The organism is Vibrio chagasii, from assembly GCF_024347355.1.
GTDB lineage: Bacteria > Pseudomonadota > Gammaproteobacteria > Enterobacterales > Vibrionaceae > Vibrio > Vibrio chagasii.
Genome location: NZ_AP025466.1, coordinates 554,645 through 570,813 on the forward strand (window position 1 = coordinate 554,645; position 16,169 = coordinate 570,813).

A 16,169-nucleotide genomic window follows, 5' to 3' on the forward strand; every position below is an offset into this window, starting at 1 on the left:
ACAAAGATTCACTCAACCTTGTCGGCTTTACCTGCCGCACCAGCCAGCTTTGCTAATTGCTTATCTAGCCACCATGGCGCTTTTCCTGAGTCTTCTGCGTTCTCTTTTCTGCGTACTGCATTGCGCACCGTCATGGCCCCTACCCAACGGAATGGCTCTGGTGGGAAATGCCCAAGCGGTCCTTTGGTTAATCCGCAGCAGGTCCAAGCGTTGTCAGTGCCGAGTACCATAGATGACAGAATCTTTCCGCCCATACGAGTTTGCGCAACACCATTACCTGAGTAACCGAGCCCATAATAGATGTTGTTTTGGCCTTTTAGATTACCGAAAAATGGCAATCCTGTTACTGAGCGATCTGATCCACCCGACCAGTTGTAATCGAACTCACTTTGTTCCAATTTAGGGAACAATTTTTCGAACGATTGATTTAGAATCGACAGGTAGTTTGTCTTTTGGTTAAACATGCTTTCAACTTGATTGGCAAACGAGAACTTATTGCCACCTTTACCCAACATCAGACGTCCATCTTGGGTGTCTCGGTAATAGTGAACAAAGATACGTGAATCCACCACTGCCGCCCCTTTCTCTGGGCCAAATTGCTGAAGCTTTTCAGGGATAGGCTTAGTGACAACCATGTCTGACGAAACAACCACAATACTGCGTTTAAACTCTTTAAAGTGATCGAGCATCCATGCGTTGAGTGCCCAAATGACCTTGTCGGCAAAAACAGATCCACCTTTGGTTTGGATTCGAGCTGGGGCTCCATAATCAAGCGAAGTCATTTCCGTGTTTTCGTGAATTTCAACCCCTAAATCAATAGCAACTCGACGTAACCCTCTCGCCAGTAATGCTGGCTGCACACTGCCCGCGGCTTCTGAGTAATAACCTTCGATATGACGCTCCGATCCTGCTTTATCAGACAAAGAGCTGTCACACTTCTTCCAGCTATTGATACCCTGTTTAACCAACTCATTCACTACGGGCTCCATTCCACCTTTTTGTGCTTCATTGGTTGCCGTGTAATAAGTCCCGCTACGATACAAATGCGCGTCGATATTATGTTCGTTACAGAAAGCTTCGATCTCGTAAATGACCTTTTCCGATTCTTTTACCAGCCATTTTGCTTGCTCTTTTCCGTAGAGCCTCTTCAACGTGGGATACTTAGTCGACCATGTCAGCATACAGCCACCGTTCGCACCAGAAGCGCCGCTGCCACACAAACCTTTTTCAATCACCACAACATGCTTTTGAGGTTGCTGCTGCTTGATCAAAATCGCCGTCCACAGCCCTGTGTAACCGCCGCCAACAATAGCGATGTCGCAGTTAATGTCTTTTTGCAGTGGCTTCGCAGATTCTAGCCCCGCATCGATGCCGCCAAATTCCTTTTCTAGTGCTTGTTTGAACCAATATGAGTAGTGTTTTGTCATTTGTCGTACCTTACATAAAATCTAAAGGCGTAAAACTAAAAAAGGAAGACCGAAGCCTTCCTTTACTGGTTTCTAACTTCTAATGAACTTAATAGTTAATTAACTGAGTAGCTCGATAGATTAAGATTTCGGCTCTGATTTAGCGTCAAACTTCTCAGACCATGTTTTCAATACGTCTGCACGCTCGCTGCCCATACGTGCAAAGTCCATTTTTGCCATGTTCTTTTCGACGTTAGGGAAGTTTTCAATTGTTGCCGTCACATCTTGGTGACCAACAACTGGGTACATTTCGATGTAAAGCTCGTTTGCTGCTTTAGAGATAGACCAATCAACCACGCGTTGCGCTGCATCGGAAGGCTTCACAAGACCTACCGCTTCAGATTCCCAGCCGATACCTTCAGGCGTAATTACAGAAAGCGGTGCACCTTGAGTTTTCAGCTTAGCGCCACGGCTCGCCATAGAAATACCGATAGCGACTTCACCCATACCCGCTTGAACACATGGCTTAGAACCAGAGTGCGTGTAGTGAGCGATGTTTTGGTCTAGCTTCTGCATGTAGTTCCAACCTTGGTCTTCACCCATGTTTTGTAGCCAAGCAGACACTTGCATATAACCAGTACCAGAAGACGCTGGGTTTGGCATCGCAATATGACCTTTGTAGATGGGCTTGGTTAGGTCATCCCAAGATTTAGGTGCAGGTTAAGTTGTTTCGCTACCGCTTCATTGAAACAAACCGCATTGAAGAATGCATCGTTGCCATACCAAGCTTGAGTAGATTGCGGATCGTTGAGGTTTGAGCGCAGCGCTTCTACACCTTGAGGAGTGTAAGGCTTAAGAATGCCCTCTTCTTTAAGTAGAGCCATTGAAGAACCCGCAAGGCCCCATACCACTTCTGCACGAGGGTTGTTTTTCTCAGCTAATAATTTTGCCGTCATGATCCCAGTTGAATCACGTACCCATTTGATGTTGATGTCTGGGTTTTCGCTTTCAAAAGCATTTTTGTACTTCGCTAAGATGTCAGTTTCAAAAGCGGTGTAAACCGTTACTTCCTGTGCCGCATAAGCGTTACCAGCTAATAGTGTGACTAATGCTGCAAGTGATCCTTTCATAAAACGGTTTTTCATCATTTTCTCCAGTCAGGCTCAACTCTAAAGTGAGAAGTAGCCAAGGTTAAAATTGCTAAAGCTAGAAGCCCCACCAAGAGGCACCTATGTCCATAAATTCATTTAGGTTATTAGCACACACCTCCAGTTTGGTATGTACCAGATTTCAATTATTAAGCTAACTGGCTTCTATGACGGTTAAATGAACAAAAAATGGCAGTTTAAAGATCGATGAATTTCTCAGGGCAAGGGATTAATTTTATTATGAAGCTTTTGTGAAAATGGCATTTGGACTATTTACGACCGTTTAAATTGGTTGTTAAAGTAATCGCACAAATTGGTATAGTCCAAATTAAATCACGAGAAATTAAACATGAGAAACGATTACTTATTACTGACACCGGGCCCACTATCGACTTCTGAAACCGTTCGCCAAGCGATGCTTAAAGATTGGTGTACTTGGGATGATGAATACAACAAAGACATTGTTGAAGTGATTCGTAGCAAGCTTGTGAATTTAGCGACTAAACAAGCGGGATACACGAGCGTATTAATGCAAGGTAGCGGTACCGCTTCAGTTGAAGCAACAATTGGTAGCGTTATCTCTAAAAATGGAAAACTTCTCGTTGTGGATAACGGTGCGTACGGCGCTCGTATTGCTCAAATCGCAAAATATTTAAACATTCCATGCCATGTCGTTTCTCCTGGTGAAACATCACAGCCTGACTTGAACGAAATGGAAACGGCATTGGCCATGGATTCAGACATCACTCATGTTGCGATTGTGCATTGTGAGACCACAACTGGCATGCTGAATCCAATTGATGACATTGCTAAATTGGCAAAACTGCACAACAAGACTGTCATTCTTGATGCAATGTCGAGCTTTGGTGGCCTCCCTATGGATATTGCTGACTTAGGTATTGATTACATGATCAGCTCAGCTAACAAGTGTATCCAAGGTGTGCCAGGCTTCGGCTTTGTCATTGCTAAGCAATCAGAACTAGAAAAGTGTCAAGGCCAAGCTCGCTCGTTAAGCCTTGACCTGTTTGATCAATGGCACTGCATGGAAATCAATCACGGTAAATGGCGCTTCACCTCCCCGACTCACACGGTGCGTGCTTTCTACCAAGCACTGCTTGAGCTTGAACAAGAAGGCGGTATCGAAGCTCGTCATAATCGTTACCAAACCAACCAAAAAACGTTAGTTGCTGGCATGCGCTCCCTAGGGTTTGAACCACTGCTTACTGATGAACTTCACTCTCCTATCATCACCTCTTTCTATTCTCCAACACACAGCGATTACCAATTTAAAGAGTTCTATGAGCGCTTGAAAGAACAAGGTTTTGTGATTTACCCGGGCAAGGTCTCAAACGCAGACTGCTTCCGCATTGGTAACATTGGTGAAGTTTATCCGTCTGATATTGAAGCTCTCATTGGCGCTGTTAAGAATGCTATGTACTGGGACATTAAGTAATGACAATAATTAACCAAGAGCCAGCACCAAAGGCAACGCACTTTCGAAGTGAAGGCGATGTGAACACCACACCCGCACGTGAAAAGTTGAATGAGTCGTTAAACGATGAGGCGACTCAAGCGATGTTAAAACGCGACTCAGACGTGTTTCTCCATCAAGCGATGTCAACACCTTGCCTAGACACACTTGAAGCCGCTAAAGGCATTTATATTCAAGATGCGACGGGCAAAAAGTACATGGACTTTCATGGCAATAATGTCCATCAACTAGGTTATGGCCACCCACACATCATCAATAAAGTGACTCAACAAATGGCGTCATTACCGTTTTCACCACGTCGCTTTACCAATGAAACCACCGTTCAATGCGCTGAAAAGCTAACACAGATCTGCGGTGGTGATTTAAATCGCGTGCTGTTTGCACCGGGTGGTACTTCGGTTATCGGCATGGCACTCAAACTGGCTCGACATGTCACCAACAACTTCAAAGTCGTTTCATTGTGGGACTCCTTCCATGGCGCATCATTGGATGCGATTTCTGTCGGTGGTGAAGCCTGTTTCCGTGAAGGTATGGGCCCGTTAATGGCTGGCGTAGAACGTATCCCACCAGCAGTCTCTTATCGTGGTGCTTTTTCGCTTCGCGCTAGTTTTCCGTTAAGTGAGTGTAGCTCAAGCGATAACAATGAGACGGCATGCGATGTTCACTACGCCGATTACCTTGAGTACGTCATTGAAAAAGAAGGTGGTATTGGAGCCTTCATTGCGGAAGCGGTTCGTAACACAGACGTTCAAGTGCCAAGTAAAGCTTACTGGAAACGCATCCGTGAAATCTGCGACAAGCACAACGTCATGTTGATCATTGATGACATCCCAAATGGCATGGGTCGTAGCGGTGAATGGTTCACACACCAAGCGTTTGATATCGAACCTGACATCCTATGTATCGGTAAAGGCTTTGGCGGCGGCTTGGTTCCAATTGCAGCCATAGTCACTAAAGACAAATACAACACGGCAGCGCAAGTTTCACTGGGTCATTACACCCATGAGAAAAGCCCTATCGGCTGCGCGGCGGCACTGGCTACCATGGAAGTGATTGAGCAAGAAAACCTACTTGAAAAAGCGCAAGCAGACAGCGTATTCGTTCGTGAACAACTGCTACAAATGAAAGAGAAATACCCAGTTATTGGTGACGTTCGCGGCATCGGCCTGCTTTGGGGTGTGGAATTGGTCACCGACCATATCACCAAAACCCGAGCGTTCGATGAAGCAGAAGCCGTACTTTACCAATGTCTGAACGATGGCCTGAGCTTCAAGGTGTCACAAGGTAACGTGATTCAATTGAGCCCGCCATTGATCATCAGCCGCAGTGAACTAGAAGTCGCTCTGTCTGTCTTCGAAAACGCGATAGCAAAAGTCTGTAAAGACTTTGAATACCTTTAAACCAACATGAATCCAATAACCTAAAACATCATTAGCCCCTCCCGTGCTTTTAAATGGGAGTGGCAAAAAAGGACACCACTATGAACACAACATCACCTATCCAAGCGGTTATCTTTGACTGGGCTGGCACTATCGTAGATTTTGGTTCGTTTGCTCCAACCAGTATCTTTGTTGAAGCATTCAAGCAAGGTTTCGACTTTAACATCGACTTAGCAGAAGCGCGTGAACCTATGGGTATCGGTAAATGGGATCACATCCAAGCGGTGGGTCGAATCCCTGCTGTCGATGCGCGTTGGAACGCACAATTCGGGCGTTCGATGACCAGTGAAGACGTTGATGCAATCTACGCGGCATTTATGCCTCTTCAAAAAGCGAAAGTAGCCGACCACGCAGCGCCAATTTTAAACGCGATTGAAGTCGTAAATAACCTAAAAGAGAAAAGCGTAAAGATCGGTTCTTGTTCCGGTTACCCACGTGAAGTGATGGATGTTCTGATTCCTGCAGCAGCAGATTACGGCTATCGTCCAGACAATGTCGTTGCAACCGATGATTTACCTCAAGGTGGTCGCCCTGCACCATTCATGGCACTTAAAAACGTGATTGATCTAGGCGTAACAAACGTTGCAGCCTGTGTAAAAGTGGATGATGCAGCCCCGGGCATTGATGAGGGTCACAACGCAGGCATGTGGACGGTAGGCCTTGTTTTATCAGGCAACGAAGCAGGATTAACTTACCAAGAATACTTAAACGCAGATGAAGCAACGCTTACAGCAGCTCGTGAAAAAGCGAGCGTTAAGCTAAACAAATCAAACCCACACTATCTAATCGACACCATCGCCGACTTGCCTGAAGTAATTGCTGCTATCGAAAAGCGCTTATTGGCTGGTGAGCGTCCTTAATCTCAAGTTCTTTCTGTTTCAGGAAAGCAAATGTTAATTCCTTGTTTAAGCAATATATTAAGCGATGTACTCATTCAAAAGAAGCATATTAGGTGATGTTTCAGTCTAAAGCATGATGAGGAACAAATTTTCTAAGAGTTTTCATCAGACTAACTGGCAAATATACAAAACTAGGCTATAGCTTAAATATAACCATCCTCTAAACAATAAAGGTCACGTAAATATATAATATCTAACAAATTGATTGACTCCAACACTCAATCAAGCCAACCATTTAAGTAACGATAAACATATATGTTCAACTGAACACACCTTGATTCACTTATTTCAGCAGTGTCTCCCCTTATTAAGTGATGGTTTTGGTGAGTTCAAACAACAAGAGTTAATCCAAGGACAAAATTATGAAGAAACTCTCGAAAATCATGAGTGCTATTGTTGCCGCTTCCAGTCTAGCAGCAGCACCTTCAATCGCAGCTACGACTTATGTCGGCGGTAAGTTAGGCATGGGCTGGCTAGACAGCGCGTGCGTTAGCGGTGAAAAGTGTGATGATGATGCTATCGGTGCAGGAATCTATTCTGGATACAGACTTAATGAGAGACTTGGTATCGAACTTAGTTCCGACTTCTTGGGTGACTACAAGACGAGCTTTTCAAAAAATGGAACAACAGCTACATTCAGTGACCCTTTGATCGCGATATCACTAACACCAATGTACCGTCTACCTATACAACAAAAGTTTGATGTCTTTTTCAAAGCAGGTCCTGCATACATTTCACACGGCGGTGAAGATGATTTTGTATTATCCGCTGGTATTGGTCTAGAAAAGCAATTATCCCCTGATTGGGCGCTTCGTCTTGAATACCAATATTTTGATGATTTCGACGACAAATTTGTACAAAACCTAAACTCAAATCTCCTATCTATAGGCATAAGTTACAGTTTTGGCACAGGTACTGCCACAGCGGCGGCAGCAGTAACTCAAGCCCCGTCTGAACCAATCACAGAGCCAGAAACTGTGGTTGTTGAAGAGGAAGCTGAGGTAGTAGTTACCAAAGCACAAACTGAGAGCTTCTCTCAAGGCACATTTGCGACTAACAGCGCAAAGCTTTCAGACGAAGGTAAAGCCGCTATACAGCCAATTGTGGAAGTCTTACAGACATACCCTCAGTCTACCGTTAACATTGTTGGTCACACAGATTCAACAGGTGCAGCTGAGTACAACATGATGATCTCTAAGAAACGTGCGGCAGCAGTAGCAGCATACATCGAAGAGCAAGGCATTGAGTCAAGCCGCATTACCGCTTCTGGTGAAGGGGAAGAAAACCCAATCGCATCCAACGATACGGCTGAAGGTCGTGCACAAAACCGTCGTGTCGAAGCAACAATTCCAAGCTTTGAGTACCAGGAAAAAGTCCAAGTTGAAGAAGTAATCGTAGAGACAGTGGAATAATCGCATCCCGCCGCAATCACGATATCTTACTTAATAATAAGGGCGGAGCACTGATAAGTGCTCCGCCCTTTTCTATATCTGTTTGACACTGAAGATAGTGGTCTAACTCTAATGCGCTGTCATTTGCTCAGAATTAAACAATTTCCCAGCTTTGCGTCATTTCTATGCCTGCACCTAGCATTAGGCACACTGAACAGTACTTTTCCAATGAATCAGCGCATACTTTTGCAACTAACTCAGGATCAAGGTTGTCACCTGAAACTTCAAAGTGAATGTTAATCGCAGTAAAGATTTTTGGCGCGGTTTCACGACGTGTAGTTTCAAGCTTTGCGTTACAACCTGTAATGTTTTGACCAGCAGATTTCAAGCCATCTACCACATCAACAGAGCTACATCCACCAGCGGCCATAAGGACCATTTCCATCGGGCTTGGTGCCGTTGCACCACCGCTGCCATCCATAACAATAGAGTGGCCTGATTGAGATTGACCCAAGAATTTAAAACCTTCGACCCATTTAACTTCTGCTTGCATGCTGTTCCTTAGATGACCGATAACCGCCATCACTGTCTGTTATTTATTGTTAGTATCGACACCCTACTACTGGTAGCATTCATGAGCAAGATTTTCTCTGACACATATTTTTTTCATGAATAGTGCAATTTTTTCCATCTAAAACCTGTCTCTATTCGTACATTCAAAATCGAATGAAAAAGAACGTCAAGATGAGGTATCTATGAATAAATTATCTAAAATATTGGTATCACTCGTGGTTGCACTACCACTGATTTCGTTGTTTGTCAGCCAAACTGGCACTGCCAATACAATGGATAAAACGGCTAATTCAGGGAAAAGTGAAATCGCGACACTCGCGGGTGGTTGTTTTTGGTGTACAGAGTCTGACTTAGAGAAACTAAAAGGCGTAACAGACGTTATCTCTGGATACTCTGGTGGCGAGCTCGAAAACCCAACCTATAAACAAGTTTCTTCAGGTAAGTCTGGTCACATCGAAGTGATCAACGTGACCTATAACCCTGATGTTGTTAGCTATGAAAAGGTACTTGACCAATTCTTCCGACATATCGATCCAACCGATGACAAAGGGTCATTCGTAGACCGTGGTCCGCAATATCGACCTGCCATTTTCTATCATAACCAAGAGCAAAAAGACGTTGCTCAGAACTTTATGATGGAGATCGACAAGGCTCAAATCTTTGGTGCACCACTAAAAACAGAACTGATCAAATTTGAGAAGTTCTGGCCAGCAGAAGATTACCATCAAGATTATTACAAGAAGAGTAAGGTTCGTTATAACTACTACCGCTACGCTTCAGGTCGTGATCAGTATTTAGATAAAATCTTCGGTGATGATAGAAAGGACAACCCTAAAACACTACGTCAGATCATCGACAGTAAAAATGCGACAGCGAATGCTAAAACATACGTAAAACCGTCTGATGCAGAGATCAAAGCGAAGCTTACAGCACTTCAATACGATGTAACGCAAGAAGACGCTACTGAGCGCCCATTTGACAACAAATACTGGGATAACAAAGAGGAAGGTATCTATGTTGATATCGTTACCGGTGAGCCTTTGTTCTCGTCAAAAGACAAATACAAATCAGGTACGGGCTGGCCGAGCTTTACCCAACCAATCAACGAAGCTTACGTAGTGACAACCACAGACTACAAACTGTTGTACCCACGCACAGAAGTTCGTAGCCGATTTGGTGATTCTCACTTAGGTCATGTCTTCAAAGATGGTCCTAAACCAACAGGCTTACGTTACTGCATGAACTCAGCGGCGATGCGCTTTATCCCAGCAGATAAACTGGATGAAGAAGGCTATGATGAATATGTAGAGATGTTTGAGGGCTAAGCATTCAGCGATTAACGCTACACCTATAACAACAAAGCCAGCATAACGCTGGCTTTATGTTTTCTGATTCATTAACAAACGCGCTAGCCTGTTAGAACAGTGTCTTCTGGGTATTTGAGCAGTGAAGGCTCTGGGCGAGCTAACATATACGCCAACGTCAAAGGACCGATACGACCAATAACCATCACAACAATCATAATGTATTTGCCAGGTTCGGTTAGATTTGCGGTTAACCCAGCCGTCAATCCTACCGTTGCAAAGGCAGAAATCACCTCGAACATGACTCGATCAAACGCGGCTTTTTCGGTAAGCATTAACAAAAACATCGCCGTAGTTAATAACGCCCCACTGACCACGATAATGGCCAATGACTTGGTGACCGCCTGCCATGTAACCGTACGTTTAAACATCACGACGTGCTTTTTCTGACGTAGGAATGTCCAAGTCGCGACAAAAGCAACTGCAAAGGTCGATACCTTAATACCGCCACCGGTTGAGGTAGAACCAGCACCAATCAGCATTAACACAATCATCACCAATAAAGCAGGCTGCGTGTACTGAGACAAATCCACACTGTTAAAGCCAGCGGTACGAGCGCTTGCTGATTGAAAAAACGCCGCCAGCCATTGGCCTTGAGTTGATAACCCTTCCATAGTCGCAGAGTTATTTCTCTCCAACAGCCAGAATAATACCGTACCTACCAACAATAGAGTCGGAGTTGCGGTTAGCATGATCTTGGTATGTAAATGTAGATGCTGAAAGCCTTTGCGCCAGTTACTCGATAAGTCACCGACCACCGTGAAGCCTAAGCCACCAAAAATGAACAGAGCCGCTAAGGTAAAGATCACCAATGGATCGTCAACAAAGCTCATCATGCTATCTGAGAACAGAGCGAAACCTGCGTTATTGAAGGCTGATATCGCATGAAACAGTGCGTAAAAGCTTCCGGTTGCCCAGCCCATTTCAGGCACCCATCGGAAGCAGAGCAATACAAAACCAATAAATTCAGCCACTAATGCGAAGACGATTATCTTCTTGACCAATTTTCGAAGGTTAATCTTACGATCTTGTCCCAATGCTTCTTTCGCCAATGCCTGCTGCTTCAAGCTTAACCTAACACCAAACATGTAAAGCAGTACCGCAGATAAAGTCATCTGCCCTAGCCCACCTACCTGCATCAAGAACATCAGCAAGATTTTTCCAGCTAAAGTAAAGTGCTCGCCCGTATCGACGACACCTAAGCCTGTCACACTGATTGCAGAGGTCGCAGTAAACAGCGCATCCGTAAAACTGAGCCCCGTGACAGAGAAAACAGGCAACGTCAGCAAGATGGCCGAGGGAATTAGAACGCCTAAGAAACTGGTCAGGATTATCTTAGGTTCAGAGCCCTTACGAGGCTTTTCATCTCTCTTAAGGGTATAAAAAGTACCTTTTCGTTGAAACGAATTCATACTGTTACCTTATTGCAGTTACCATTACCAATTACGTAATTTTCTAGATAAGGTCTCTTTAGGCCCGGCGATGATCACCACATCCCCAATTTCTAAACTCACTTCCAGTTCAGGCGCTTTAGTCAGATTCGGTCCGCGTTTAAAACCAAGAACTTCAACACCCACCTCTTTGCAAAGCTTCAAATCACGAAGTTGTTTACCCAAGAGTTTTGAGCCAATGACAATTTCAGTCATCGCCAAATCACTGCCAAGGTCAATAAATTCAAGAACGCGCCTGTCTAGCATCTTACGCGCGACCCGAATTCCCATGTCTCGCTCCGGCATAATAATGTGGTCAGCGCCAATTTTAGAAAGGATCTTGCCGTGGAATTTATCGTTCGCCTTAACCCAAACCGTTTTAGCCCCCGACTCTTTTACGACGAGAGTAGTCAAAATGCTCGAGTTCACATCAGAACCAATCGAAACCATTACCATATCGTACTCGTCGAGCCTGAGCTCTTTAACCGTCTCTTCACTCGTACAGTTAGCAACAATCGCTTGTGAAACAATGGCCGCGGCTTCTTTCACTCGCTCTTCATCAATATCGACGGCTAATACCTGCGCGCCAGAACTTTGCAGCTCTTTACACACAGATAAACCAAAACGCCCTAAACCGATAACTGCATATTGTTTGTCGCTCATTTGAAATCCTATTTAGAAATTTTAATAACACGTGATAGTCAAACCTACATTAGTTTCTATCTCAAAAAAAGTTAGTTCTGCAATAATAAGGTTATACTATTGTCATAATCGCTTGATTTATAAAGGTAGAGAACAACTCGAGTTTCTGCTAATTTCCAATTCATAATTTCTGCGGCAGCACACACAATGAATGAATTCTTAACCCAAGTACAAACCTACATTAACCAGAGCCATAGTGATTGGGCCAACAGTGTCCTATTCATCACTATTGCGAGTTTTCTCGCTTGGGTAGCTTGGCGAATTATCCACAATCGCTTAGAAATTCTGGTACAGAAAACCCCTTTTCACTGGGATGACCTGCTACTAGCAGCACTGAAAACTCCAGTCAGTACGCTACTATGGTGTTGGCCGGCGACTGTCTCTATTGGGTTGATCCTTCAAGACCAATTTGGTAACGAAATCAACTGGTTAAAAACGCTAAAACACATTTTAATCATATGTACTTTCGTTTGGTTCACCTTGCGAATGATCACCAATACTGAAACATACGTCTTAGAACAGAAAAATAGAGATGAAACGACAGTACAGGCGATCGCAAAAGTAGCTCGCCTGTTCTTTATGGTCATGGGTGGCCTGACGATCATGCAAGCATTCGGTCTCAGCCTATCAGGCTTGCTGACCTTTGGTGGTGTAGGTGGCTTGATTGTCGGTTTAGCAGCAAAAGATCTACTCTCGAACTTCTTTGGTGGCATGATGATCTACTTTGACCGACCTTTTAAAGTCGGTGATTGGATTCGCTCTCCTGACCGTCAAATCGAAGGTACCGTCGAACGTATTGGCTGGCGCATGACCATCATTCGTACATTCGATAAACGCCCGCTGTACGTGCCAAACTCGGTATTCAGTAACATTGTGGTGGAGAACCCATCACGAATGCTAAACCGCCGCATCAATGAAACCTTTGGGCTTCGTTACGAAGACGCGAGCAAGTTAGCTGTTATCGTGAATGACGTAAAAGCCATGCTTGAAACGCACCCAGACATCGATGCTAAGCAGACGCTCATCGTGAACTTCGATAAGTTTGGCCCATCAACACTGAACTTCTTTATCTACACCTTCACTAAAACCGTCAATTGGGTGAGATACCATGAAGTGAAACAGGATGTGCTACTGCAGGTGCTAGCAATTATTCATAAGCACAATGCGGATATCGCTTTCCCAACTCAAACACTAAAAATCGATCCGCAAGGTTTGAGTGAAGTTCAGGATGTGGCACTTCCTAGCGTAGAAGGACCTCGATAAAACAACGGCTCTACTGTTTATCGACAAGTAAGTGGCTTATCGATAATTAAAAAGTGTGAAGCGTGGTAACATGGCGCCAGAATTTTAATGCACCCTGTACCACGCTATGATTTTACCTGTCATTCTAGCTGGCGGCTCTGGTAGCCGCCTCTGGCCCCTCTCTCGCGAGCTTTATCCTAAGCAGTTCCTCAATATTGCTGGCGAACAATCGATGCTCCAGCAAACCCTTTTGCGTCTTCAAGGTCTTGAAGCGCACTTGAGTAATGCAGAATGTGCGGCTCCCTTCATTATCTGTAATGAAGAGCACCGCTTTATTGCTGCGGAACAGGCTCGCTCGGCCAACATAGAACACAGTGGTATTTTGCTAGAACCTGTCGGAAGAAACACAGCTCCCGCCATCGCACTCGCTGCATTACAGGCTTTAAATCACACCAGATGTAACCAACAAAATGAGTCAGATCCAATATTATTGGTACTGGCTGCTGATCATCACATCGCTAAAACAGCGGAATTTCAGCAGACGGTGGCGAGAGGTGTTGAATACGCAAAACAAGGTAAACTGGTTACTTTTGGTATTACTCCAAGCGCACCAGAAACTGGCTATGGTTATATAAAACAAGGAGAACCACTCTCCCATCATGCTTTTGCCATTGAATGTTTCGTTGAAAAACCCGACCTAGCCACCGCAGAACAATACATTAGCTCAGGGCAATACCTCTGGAACAGCGGCATGTTTATGTTTAAAGTATCACGCTACTTAGAAGAGCTAGCAAAGCATCATCCACAGATCCTTGAGGCCTGCAAAAGCGCGCTCGAAAAGCAAAATACCGACCTCGACTTCATCCGTATTGACGCCGAGGCATTCCAAAGCAGCCCGAGCGACTCTATCGACTATGCCGTGATGGAAAAAACGTCGGATGCTGCGGTGATCCCTATGGATGTTGGTTGGAATGATATTGGTTCATGGTCTGCAATCTGGGATGTCAGTGATAAAGATGAACACAACAATGTGATTGAAGGCGATGTGTTAACTGTCGATTCTCAGCACAACTATATCCACGCTGAAAACAAACTGGTTGCGACTGTAGGTGTCGAGAATCTCATTATTGTCGAAACAAAAGACGCCATACTCGTCGCGAACAAAGACAAAGTTCAAGACGTGAAATCGATTGTCAGCCAACTGAATCAAGCAGATCGCACAGAACATGTTCATCACCGCGAAGTGTTTAGACCTTGGGGTAAATACGATGTAATTGACCTAGGCAAACGCGACAAGGTTAAACGCATCACCGTTAAACCCGGTCACAAGTTATCCCTACAGATGCATCACCATAGAGCAGAACACTGGGTTGTTGTAGCAGGTGTTGCGAAGGTGACCAATGATGAGAAAACCTATCTCGTTGAAGAAGACCAATCCACTTATATTCCGCTAGGACACATACATAGCCTAGAAAATCCAGGGGACGCTCCACTCGAAATGATCGAAGTACAAACCGGTAGCCATTTGAGTGAAGACGACATTATTCGATATCAAGATAGTTACGGGCGAAGCGAACAACCTAGCTCACCTCAAATCAACAAATCGAACTAAAGCAGCGACGATAGAATGAAACAGAATTTAGATCTCAGCTGCTTTAAAAATAACGATATCCGAGGAATCATTGGTAAACAAATCAATGAGCGCCTAGCTTACCTGCTTGGTATAGCATTTGCCGAATATGTCCTTGCAGAAACATCTAAAACGTCATTCGATGAGCTGGCTCAAGTAGTCATTGGTCGTGATAATCGTGGAACCTCATTGCCACTGCAGAAAGCGATGACCAAGGGTTTGATTGAATCAGGGATAACCGTGGTAGATCTCGGTATGACAGGCACAGAAGAAGTCTACTTTGCGACTCGCCACCTACAAGCCATTGGCGGAGTCCAGATTACAGCAAGCCACAATCCAATCAATTACAATGGTATGAAGTTAGTCGGTCTAGACGCTAATCCGATCAGTAAAAACAATGGGTTAGATGTAATTAAACAGCGTATTGAAGCTCTACAGTATGAGGGCGTAAGCGAACAACCGATCAGCCATGAACAAGCCGATAATTCCATTAGAGCGACCAGTATCCTAGCTCCTTATGTGAATCACCTACTCTCTTACATAAAGCCGTCAAAGCTATCACCGATGAAGATTGTCGTTAACGCGGGAAACGGCGTTGCTGGGCATGTCATTGATGCGTTAGAGACCAAATTCAATGAACTGAATGCTCCAATCACCTTCATCAAGGTTCACCACATTCCTGATGGGATGTACCCAAATGGCATCCCTAACCCTTTACTCAAAGAAAACCAAGCTGCGACTCGCGATGCTGTTTTAGAGCACTCCGCAGACCTTGGCATCGCCTGGGATGGTGATTTTGATCGTTGTTTCTTCTTTGATGAAAAAGGTAATTACATTGAGGGTTACTACATCGTCGGTCTGCTAACCGAAGCCTTCTTACTGAAGGATTCCAATGCAACTGTACTACACGACATGCGCATGACATGGAATACAATAGAGGTTGCCGAGAGATTAGGTGGAAATGCAGTGGGCGTAAAAGCTGGGCATGCTTTGATCAAAGAGAAAATGCGAGAGCTCAACGCTGTGTACGGTGGAGAAATGAGCGCACATCACTACTTCCGTGATTTTGGATATTGCGACTCAGGGATGATTCCTTGGCTACTCGTCATCGAACTGATCAGTAAGACTCAACAATCGCTTCATCAACTTATCAGCTCTAGCGTAGAAAGATTCCCCTCTTCTGGAGAGATCAATCGCAAGGTAGCAGACCCAGAACAAGCTATCGTTCGTGTACTTTCATGCTACCAAAAGCGTGCTGTAAACATAGATCATACCGACGGTATTAGCATGGATATGGGTACTTGGCGCTTTAACTTAAGGAAATCCAATACCGAGCCACTAATCCGCCTTAATGTAGAAACCAAGCAAGATAAAGATTTGTTGTCACTTAAAGTCGACGAGCTAGTGTCTTTCCTAGTTTAAAAATACAGGTCACTTCCTATTAGCGATTAGA

The 16,169-nt window shown here is 44.5% G+C and carries 12 protein-coding genes and 1 pseudogene; 8 read left to right on the forward strand and 5 right to left on the reverse strand.

Features of this window, described 5'->3' with window-relative positions:
- Positions 1-8: 8 nt before the first annotated feature.
- Positions 9-1,427, reverse strand: coding sequence for an FAD-dependent oxidoreductase (locus tag OCV52_RS18435; RefSeq protein ID WP_137407092.1), 1,419 nt, complete (start codon positions 1,425-1,427; stop codon positions 9-11).
- 120 nt (positions 1,428-1,547) lie between these two features.
- Positions 1,548-2,554 (reverse strand): annotated as a pseudogene (locus tag OCV52_RS18440) (putative 2-aminoethylphosphonate ABC transporter substrate-binding protein).
- Positions 2,555-2,903: 349 nt separating this feature from the next.
- Between OCV52_RS18440 and phnW the strand changes: the two are divergent.
- The 4 genes from phnW (at position 2,904) to OCV52_RS18460 (ending at position 7,796) form a co-directional block, all read left to right on the forward strand.
- Entirely contained in the window at positions 2,904-4,007 is a 1,104-nt protein-coding gene (gene phnW / locus OCV52_RS18445) for a 2-aminoethylphosphonate--pyruvate transaminase (protein WP_137407091.1), read from the forward strand.
- Positions 4,007-5,446, forward strand: coding sequence for an aspartate aminotransferase family protein (locus OCV52_RS18450; protein WP_137407090.1), 1,440 nt, complete (start codon positions 4,007-4,009; stop codon positions 5,444-5,446). The genes phnW and OCV52_RS18450 overlap by 1 nt, the downstream gene beginning before the upstream one ends.
- A gap of 80 nt (positions 5,447-5,526) precedes the next feature.
- A complete protein-coding gene (phnX, locus tag OCV52_RS18455) occupies positions 5,527-6,345 on the forward strand; it encodes a phosphonoacetaldehyde hydrolase (protein ID WP_137407089.1) in 819 nt (272 codons plus the stop codon).
- Positions 6,346-6,746: 401 nt separating this feature from the next.
- On the forward strand, positions 6,747-7,796 hold the full coding sequence (locus tag OCV52_RS18460) for an OmpA family protein (protein WP_137407088.1): 1,050 nt from the start codon (positions 6,747-6,749) through the stop codon (positions 7,794-7,796).
- 133 nt (positions 7,797-7,929) lie between these two features.
- On the opposite strand, the gene OCV52_RS18465 is transcribed toward OCV52_RS18460, so the two are convergent.
- Complete coding sequence (locus tag OCV52_RS18465) at positions 7,930-8,328, reverse strand: OsmC family protein (protein WP_137407087.1); 399 nt, start codon at positions 8,326-8,328, stop codon at positions 7,930-7,932.
- A gap of 202 nt (positions 8,329-8,530) precedes the next feature.
- On the opposite strand from OCV52_RS18465, the gene msrB reads away from it, so the two are divergent.
- Positions 8,531-9,673 carry a peptide-methionine (R)-S-oxide reductase MsrB gene (gene msrB / locus OCV52_RS18470; RefSeq protein ID WP_137407086.1) on the forward strand — a complete coding sequence of 381 codons (1,143 nt, stop codon included), beginning with the start codon at positions 8,531-8,533 and terminating at the stop codon, positions 9,671-9,673.
- A gap of 83 nt (positions 9,674-9,756) precedes the next feature.
- Here the strand turns inward: msrB and OCV52_RS18475 are convergent, their stop codons facing one another.
- The gene (locus tag OCV52_RS18475; protein WP_137407085.1) at positions 9,757-11,124 is read right to left on the reverse strand and encodes a TrkH family potassium uptake protein; all 1,368 of its coding nucleotides are present in this window, start codon (positions 11,122-11,124) and stop codon (positions 9,757-9,759) included.
- A 24-nt stretch (positions 11,125-11,148) separates the two neighbouring features.
- Complete coding sequence (locus tag OCV52_RS18480; RefSeq protein WP_137407084.1) at positions 11,149-11,805, reverse strand: potassium channel family protein; 657 nt, start codon at positions 11,803-11,805, stop codon at positions 11,149-11,151.
- Positions 11,806-11,991: 186 nt separating this feature from the next.
- Between OCV52_RS18480 and OCV52_RS18485 the strand changes: the two genes are divergently transcribed.
- From OCV52_RS18485 to OCV52_RS18495, 3 genes are all read left to right on the forward strand, one after another.
- Positions 11,992-13,107 carry a mechanosensitive ion channel family protein gene (locus OCV52_RS18485; RefSeq protein ID WP_137407083.1) on the forward strand — a complete coding sequence of 372 codons (1,116 nt, stop codon included), beginning with the start codon at positions 11,992-11,994 and terminating at the stop codon, positions 13,105-13,107.
- Between the two features lie 106 nt (positions 13,108-13,213).
- Positions 13,214-14,698: a mannose-1-phosphate guanylyltransferase/mannose-6-phosphate isomerase gene (locus OCV52_RS18490; RefSeq protein WP_137407082.1), complete on the forward strand. Its 1,485-nt coding sequence runs from the start codon at positions 13,214-13,216 to the stop codon at positions 14,696-14,698.
- A gap of 15 nt (positions 14,699-14,713) precedes the next feature.
- The gene (locus tag OCV52_RS18495) at positions 14,714-16,138 is read left to right on the forward strand and encodes a phosphohexomutase domain-containing protein (protein WP_137407081.1); all 1,425 of its coding nucleotides are present in this window, start codon (positions 14,714-14,716) and stop codon (positions 16,136-16,138) included.
- The last annotated feature ends 31 nt before the right edge of the window (positions 16,139-16,169 follow it).

Excerpts from the sequence above, each read along its gene's own strand:
- OCV52_RS18435 (WP_137407092.1), bottom strand. The coding sequence starts at position 1,427 with ATGACAAAACACTACTCATATTGGTTCAAACAAGCACTAGAAAAGGAA.
- phnW (WP_137407091.1), top strand. The coding sequence starts at position 2,904 with ATGAGAAACGATTACTTATTACTGACACCGGGCCCACTATCGACTTCT.
- OCV52_RS18450 (WP_137407090.1), top strand. The coding sequence starts at position 4,007 with ATGACAATAATTAACCAAGAGCCAGCACCAAAGGCAACGCACTTTCGA.
- phnX (WP_137407089.1), top strand. The coding sequence starts at position 5,527 with ATGAACACAACATCACCTATCCAAGCGGTTATCTTTGACTGGGCTGGC.
- OCV52_RS18460 (WP_137407088.1), top strand. The coding sequence starts at position 6,747 with ATGAAGAAACTCTCGAAAATCATGAGTGCTATTGTTGCCGCTTCCAGT.
- OCV52_RS18465 (WP_137407087.1), bottom strand. The coding sequence starts at position 8,328 with ATGCAAGCAGAAGTTAAATGGGTCGAAGGTTTTAAATTCTTGGGTCAA.
- msrB (WP_137407086.1), top strand. The coding sequence starts at position 8,531 with ATGAATAAATTATCTAAAATATTGGTATCACTCGTGGTTGCACTACCA.
- OCV52_RS18475 (WP_137407085.1), bottom strand. The coding sequence starts at position 11,124 with ATGAATTCGTTTCAACGAAAAGGTACTTTTTATACCCTTAAGAGAGAT.
- OCV52_RS18480 (WP_137407084.1), bottom strand. The coding sequence starts at position 11,805 with ATGAGCGACAAACAATATGCAGTTATCGGTTTAGGGCGTTTTGGTTTA.
- OCV52_RS18485 (WP_137407083.1), top strand. The coding sequence starts at position 11,992 with ATGAATGAATTCTTAACCCAAGTACAAACCTACATTAACCAGAGCCAT.
- OCV52_RS18490 (WP_137407082.1), top strand. The coding sequence starts at position 13,214 with ATGATTTTACCTGTCATTCTAGCTGGCGGCTCTGGTAGCCGCCTCTGG.
- OCV52_RS18495 (WP_137407081.1), top strand. The coding sequence starts at position 14,714 with ATGAAACAGAATTTAGATCTCAGCTGCTTTAAAAATAACGATATCCGA.